Origin of the sequence: Senegalimassilia anaerobia JC110 (genome assembly GCF_000236865.1) — a bacterium.
GTDB classification, from domain to species: domain Bacteria; phylum Actinomycetota; class Coriobacteriia; order Coriobacteriales; family Eggerthellaceae; genus Senegalimassilia; species Senegalimassilia anaerobia.
Genome location: NZ_HE611017.1, coordinates 47,123 through 51,261 on the forward strand (window position 1 = coordinate 47,123; position 4,139 = coordinate 51,261).

Consider the following 4,139-nt stretch of genomic DNA (forward strand, 5'->3'; position numbering starts at 1 on the left):
AGACCATGTTCGGAAAGGCATTCTCGAAGATCAAGTCGGCCGTGGAGGGCCGCTTGGTCAAGGCCGAGGCCGCGGTTCTGGCGGCGGAGACCGAAGGCGGCCAGGGAACCACGGAGTACGCGCTGCTCATCGGCCTGATCATCGTCGCGGTCATCGTGGCGATGACGCTGTTCCGCACGCAGGTGGCGACCTTGTGGTCGAACGTCACCAACACGATGAACAACATCCTGAACTACACCTCGCACTAATGGCGCAGAACGGCCCCGGGCCCACGCCCGGGGCCGGGCCGGATCGGAGCAGCGGATGAAACGCAAACATGACGAGAATGGGCAAGCCACGCTGGAGCTCGCCATAATCGTGCCCATCCTCGCCCTGTTTGCGGCGGGCGCGATGGACATAGGGCGCGTCGCCATCGCCGCGTCGGAGTGCTACATCGCCGCCGACGCGCTCGCGGCGCAGTGCGCGGCCGACCCCGGCTGCGCGGACGACCCGGCGGCGTGGGTCGCCGAGCGCTACCCGGCCATCGCGGGCGCGGACGCGTCCGTCGAGTTCGGGAGCAGCGAGTCCAAACGGTACACCCACCACATCTGGACCGGCAGCTCCTTCGCCCAGCGGCAGTCGTCGGTAAGCGAGCACGAGGTCACCGCCAAGGTGTCCTGCTCGCCCGATTGGCTCACCCCCCTGCCGGACCTCATGGCCTCGGTCGGAGGCAACCCGGACGGCCTGGAGGTCTCCGCTGAGGCCACCGCCACGGCCGACGACACCGTCGGGAGGTGGTGAGCATGGCATCGAGGAGCGCCCGCGAGAGCGGCCAGGGAACGGTGGAGGCGGCGCTTGCCCTGCCGCTGTTCATCGCGTGCTTCTTCACGGTGGTCCAGCTGATGTTCTTCGTGGCGTCCCAGTGCGACCTCGACAGCGCGATAGCGGCCGCCCAGACCGACGTGAGCTCCCAGCAGATCGCCCCCGGCGACGAGGCGGAGACGCTCAGGCGCGCCATCGCCGCAAGATCGGTCATCCTCGACCCCGACCGCATCTCCGTCTCCGACGTCGCCATAGACGGCTCGCAGAGCACCAAGGAGCAGGGCCTGGCGGCGAGCGAATGGGACGAGCTGAGAGTGAGCCGCGCCACGGAGTCCGTGAACCGCACGAGCATCAAGGCGACGGTCACCTACCGGTTCGAGGGCGTCTTGCCGGGAATCGGGACCGTCGACGTGCAGCGCCGCGTGGACGGCCTGAGGATCTCGTCGTACAGGTTCGAGGTGAGCTAGATGGCGCGCAGAAGAGACGAATCCGGGCAGGTCGTGGCGGCGTTCGCCGCCCTCGTGACCGCCCTTCTCATCGTGACGGCCCTCGTCGTCGACCTGTCCCCCGCCCTCGTGGCGAGGCTGCAGCAGCAGGAGAGCCTGTCGCAGGCGGCCCAGAGCTGCGCCGCCCCCGCGAGCTCGCTCATCGTTAAGAACTCGGAGGACCCCGGCGGCGAGATCGCCCGGCAGATCGCCTCCTCCATGCGCGAATCGGGCTTCGACGGACAGGTCGAGGTGTGGTTCTACGAGGTGCCCGAGGGGGCGAACGCGAAGGTCGACCAGGCCAACCGCGCCTTCGCCTGGCTCGCAAGGGCCTCGACGGAGGTCGACACGCAGCTCGGCGCCCTCGCCGGAAGGTCGCAGTTCGAGGTGGCCTCGGGCATAACGGGCTCGGCGAGCCCCTACGCCAAGGAAAAGGTCTGGAGGCCCGCCTCCGCGAGGAACGGCAAGTGGACGCTCGAGGCCGGGCAGGACGCGGGGAGCATGCGGTACGAGGGCATGCGCCTCGAGAACATGCCCGACCAGCTGAAAGACCAGCTCGACCAAGAGCTGGCGAAGATGTAGGGCGCGGCGCGCCGCGTAAGGACCCGAAAGGAACGTTGATCATGGCATTCGGCAGGAAACAAGGGGGGCAGGCGGCCCCCGCGAACGGCGCGGAGCGCCAGGCCCAGGGACAGAAGGCCCTCTCGATCGTGGCGGCCGCCGCGTGCGCGGTGGCGGTCGGCGGCGTCGGCTTCGGGATAAACGCCGCCAACCAGGCGTCCGCGATCCAATCCAAGGTATCGGGCGGGATGCAGAAGGTCGTGGTGACGACGCAGGAGGTCAAGGCCGGGCAGACCATCGACCAGTCCTCCATCTCCTACGCCGACGTGCCCGCCGCCTTCCGGCCCGACGGCGCGGTCTCGGACGCGGCCGACCTCGTCGGCCAGGCGGCCGTCACCGACATCCCGCGCAACACCGTGGTCACGGGCGGGCTCGCCACAGGCCCGGAGAACGCGGCGTCGCTGTCGCGCAAGCTCGAGCCCGGCACCGTCGGCATCACCGTGTCGGTGGACTCGGAGAGCGCGGTGGCGGGCCTGATCGGCCAAGGGGACACCGTGACCCTCTACGAGGCCGGCGAGAAGGACGCCGACGGCAAGCAGGCGTGGTCGCCGCTGCTGCGCGGCGTCAAGGTCGTGGCCCTCGACGACAAGCTGGGCTCCGAGACGACCGCCTACGCGACGGTCACCCTCCAGGTCACCGAGGAGCAGGCGGTCCGGATCATGAGCGCCGGCGGGGCGGGCTCTGGCGGCGGGCTGAAGATCACCCTCGACAACCGCCAAGGCTAGGAGACGCCATGGCGGACCAGGAGATCAACATCAGGGACGTGGCGCGCAACATGCGCGAGCAGGTCCAAGAGGAGCTCGCCTCGCGCGCGGGGATCGGGTCGAGGCCCACGCCCGATCAGGTGCGCGCCCAGATCACGGGCATCGTGCAGCAGCGCGCCTCCTACCTGCGCATGACGCCGGAGATGGTGGCGGAGCTCTGCGACATCGTCGTGGACGACATCGTGAACTACGGCGCCATACAGCAGCTCATCGACGACCCGGACGTGAGCGACATCCTCGTCGACGGACCCGGCAAGACCTTCGTGGAGGTGCGCGGCAAGAAGATGCCCTGCCCCCTCGTCTTCTCGAGCGACGACGACATCAGATGGGTGATCAACAAGATACTCCGGCCGCTGAACCGCACCTGCGACGAGATGAACCCGCAGGAGGACGGCAACATGCCCGACGGCAGCCGAATCCACGCCACGGTGCCGCCGGTGACGCCGTGGCCGACGCTGTCCATCCGCAAGTTCCGAAACGACATGGCCGACCCCGGGTCCCTTCTCGGGAACGGGACGATGTCGCAGGACATGATGGACTTCCTGGCGGCGGCGGTGCGCGCCCGCTGCAACATCCTCATCTCGGGCGGCACCGGCAGCGGCAAGACCACCCTGCTCAACGTGCTGTCGGGCTTCGTGTTCCCCGACGAACGCATCATCACCTGCGAGGACGCGCGCGAGTTGAAGATTAAGCTCGACGACTGGGTGCCCATGCAGTCCAAGCCCGCCAACGCCGACGGCGCCGGGGGGCAGGACATCGAGGCGCTCCTGAAGGGCACGCTGCGCATGAGGCCCGACCGCATCATCATCGGCGAGGTCCGCGGCAAGGAGGCCAGCGACATGATCCAGGCCATGAACACCGGCCACGACGGGTCCATCGGCACCATCCACGCATCGTCGCCCGAGCGCGTGATGATCCGCCTGCAGGACATGATCCTGCAGGCTCACAACCTGCCCATTGAGGCCATACGCAACGAGGTATCGATGGCCATCGACCTCATCGTGCACTCGGAGCGCTTCTACAAGACCGGCGAGCGCAAGGTGCTCGAGATCTCGGCTCCCGCGGGCATGGAGGGAGGCACCATGCGCATGCAGAAGCTCTTCGAGTTCGAGCTGGACCGCTACGAGGAGGACCGCATCGTCGGCCGCCACGTGCCGTGCGGCTATATGCCGCCGGCCAACATCCAGCGCAAGTTCCTCCTCGCCGGCGAAGAGCTCAAGCGCGACTGGTTCTCGGGAGGCGCGCGATGAGCGCCGCCGGCCCGCTGACGCTCGCCGCGGGCGCGCTCATCGCCACGGCCGCCGCGGCGCTGCTCGTGGCGGCCGTGGTCATAGCGCGCCGCGACCGCATCGCCAGAAGCGACGAGAGCCTGGCGCGCCAGGCGGCCGAGGCCCTGCTGTCGGGCCGCGAGGACGGGCGGGCGCGCACCGAGTCGCCCCTGCAGGCGCGCCTGTCGGCGGCCGGCGTG

7 protein-coding genes are annotated in these 4,139 nt (G+C 69.1%); all 7 read left to right on the forward strand.

What is annotated here, in order from left to right; all coding sequences use genetic code 11:
* A partial coding sequence (locus SFHG_RS08420) for a Flp family type IVb pilin (RefSeq protein ID WP_222859228.1) occupies positions 1 to 248 on the forward strand: 248 nt, incomplete at its 5' end.
* Positions 249 to 303: 55 nt separating this feature from the next.
* On the forward strand, positions 304 to 780 hold the full coding sequence (locus SFHG_RS08425) for a TadE family protein (protein WP_042436336.1): 477 nt from the start codon (positions 304 to 306) through the stop codon (positions 778 to 780).
* 2 nt (positions 781 to 782) lie between these two features.
* A complete protein-coding gene (locus tag SFHG_RS08430) occupies positions 783 to 1,268 on the forward strand; it encodes a TadE family protein (RefSeq protein WP_042436338.1) in 486 nt (161 codons plus the stop codon).
* Positions 1,269 to 1,868: a hypothetical protein gene (locus tag SFHG_RS08435; protein ID WP_042436340.1), complete on the forward strand. Its 600-nt coding sequence runs from the start codon at positions 1,269 to 1,271 to the stop codon at positions 1,866 to 1,868.
* Positions 1,869 to 1,909: 41 nt separating this feature from the next.
* Complete coding sequence (gene cpaB / locus SFHG_RS08440) at positions 1,910 to 2,632, forward strand: Flp pilus assembly protein CpaB (protein WP_042436342.1); 723 nt, start codon at positions 1,910 to 1,912, stop codon at positions 2,630 to 2,632.
* Between the two features lie 8 nt (positions 2,633 to 2,640).
* Positions 2,641 to 3,921, forward strand: coding sequence for a TadA family conjugal transfer-associated ATPase (locus tag SFHG_RS08445; protein WP_052297894.1), 1,281 nt, complete (start codon positions 2,641 to 2,643; stop codon positions 3,919 to 3,921).
* A partial coding sequence (locus tag SFHG_RS10855; protein ID WP_042436344.1) for a hypothetical protein occupies positions 3,918 to 4,139 on the forward strand: 222 nt, incomplete at its 3' end. The genes SFHG_RS08445 and SFHG_RS10855, both read left to right, overlap by 4 nt.

Coding starts and splice junctions, on each gene's coding strand:
- SFHG_RS08425 (WP_042436336.1), top strand. CDS start 304: ATGAAACGCAAACATGACGAGAATGGGCAAGCCACGCTGGAGCTCGCC.
- SFHG_RS08430 (WP_042436338.1), top strand. CDS start 783: ATGGCATCGAGGAGCGCCCGCGAGAGCGGCCAGGGAACGGTGGAGGCG.
- SFHG_RS08435 (WP_042436340.1), top strand. CDS start 1,269: ATGGCGCGCAGAAGAGACGAATCCGGGCAGGTCGTGGCGGCGTTCGCC.
- cpaB (WP_042436342.1), top strand. CDS start 1,910: ATGGCATTCGGCAGGAAACAAGGGGGGCAGGCGGCCCCCGCGAACGGC.
- SFHG_RS08445 (WP_052297894.1), top strand. CDS start 2,641: ATGGCGGACCAGGAGATCAACATCAGGGACGTGGCGCGCAACATGCGC.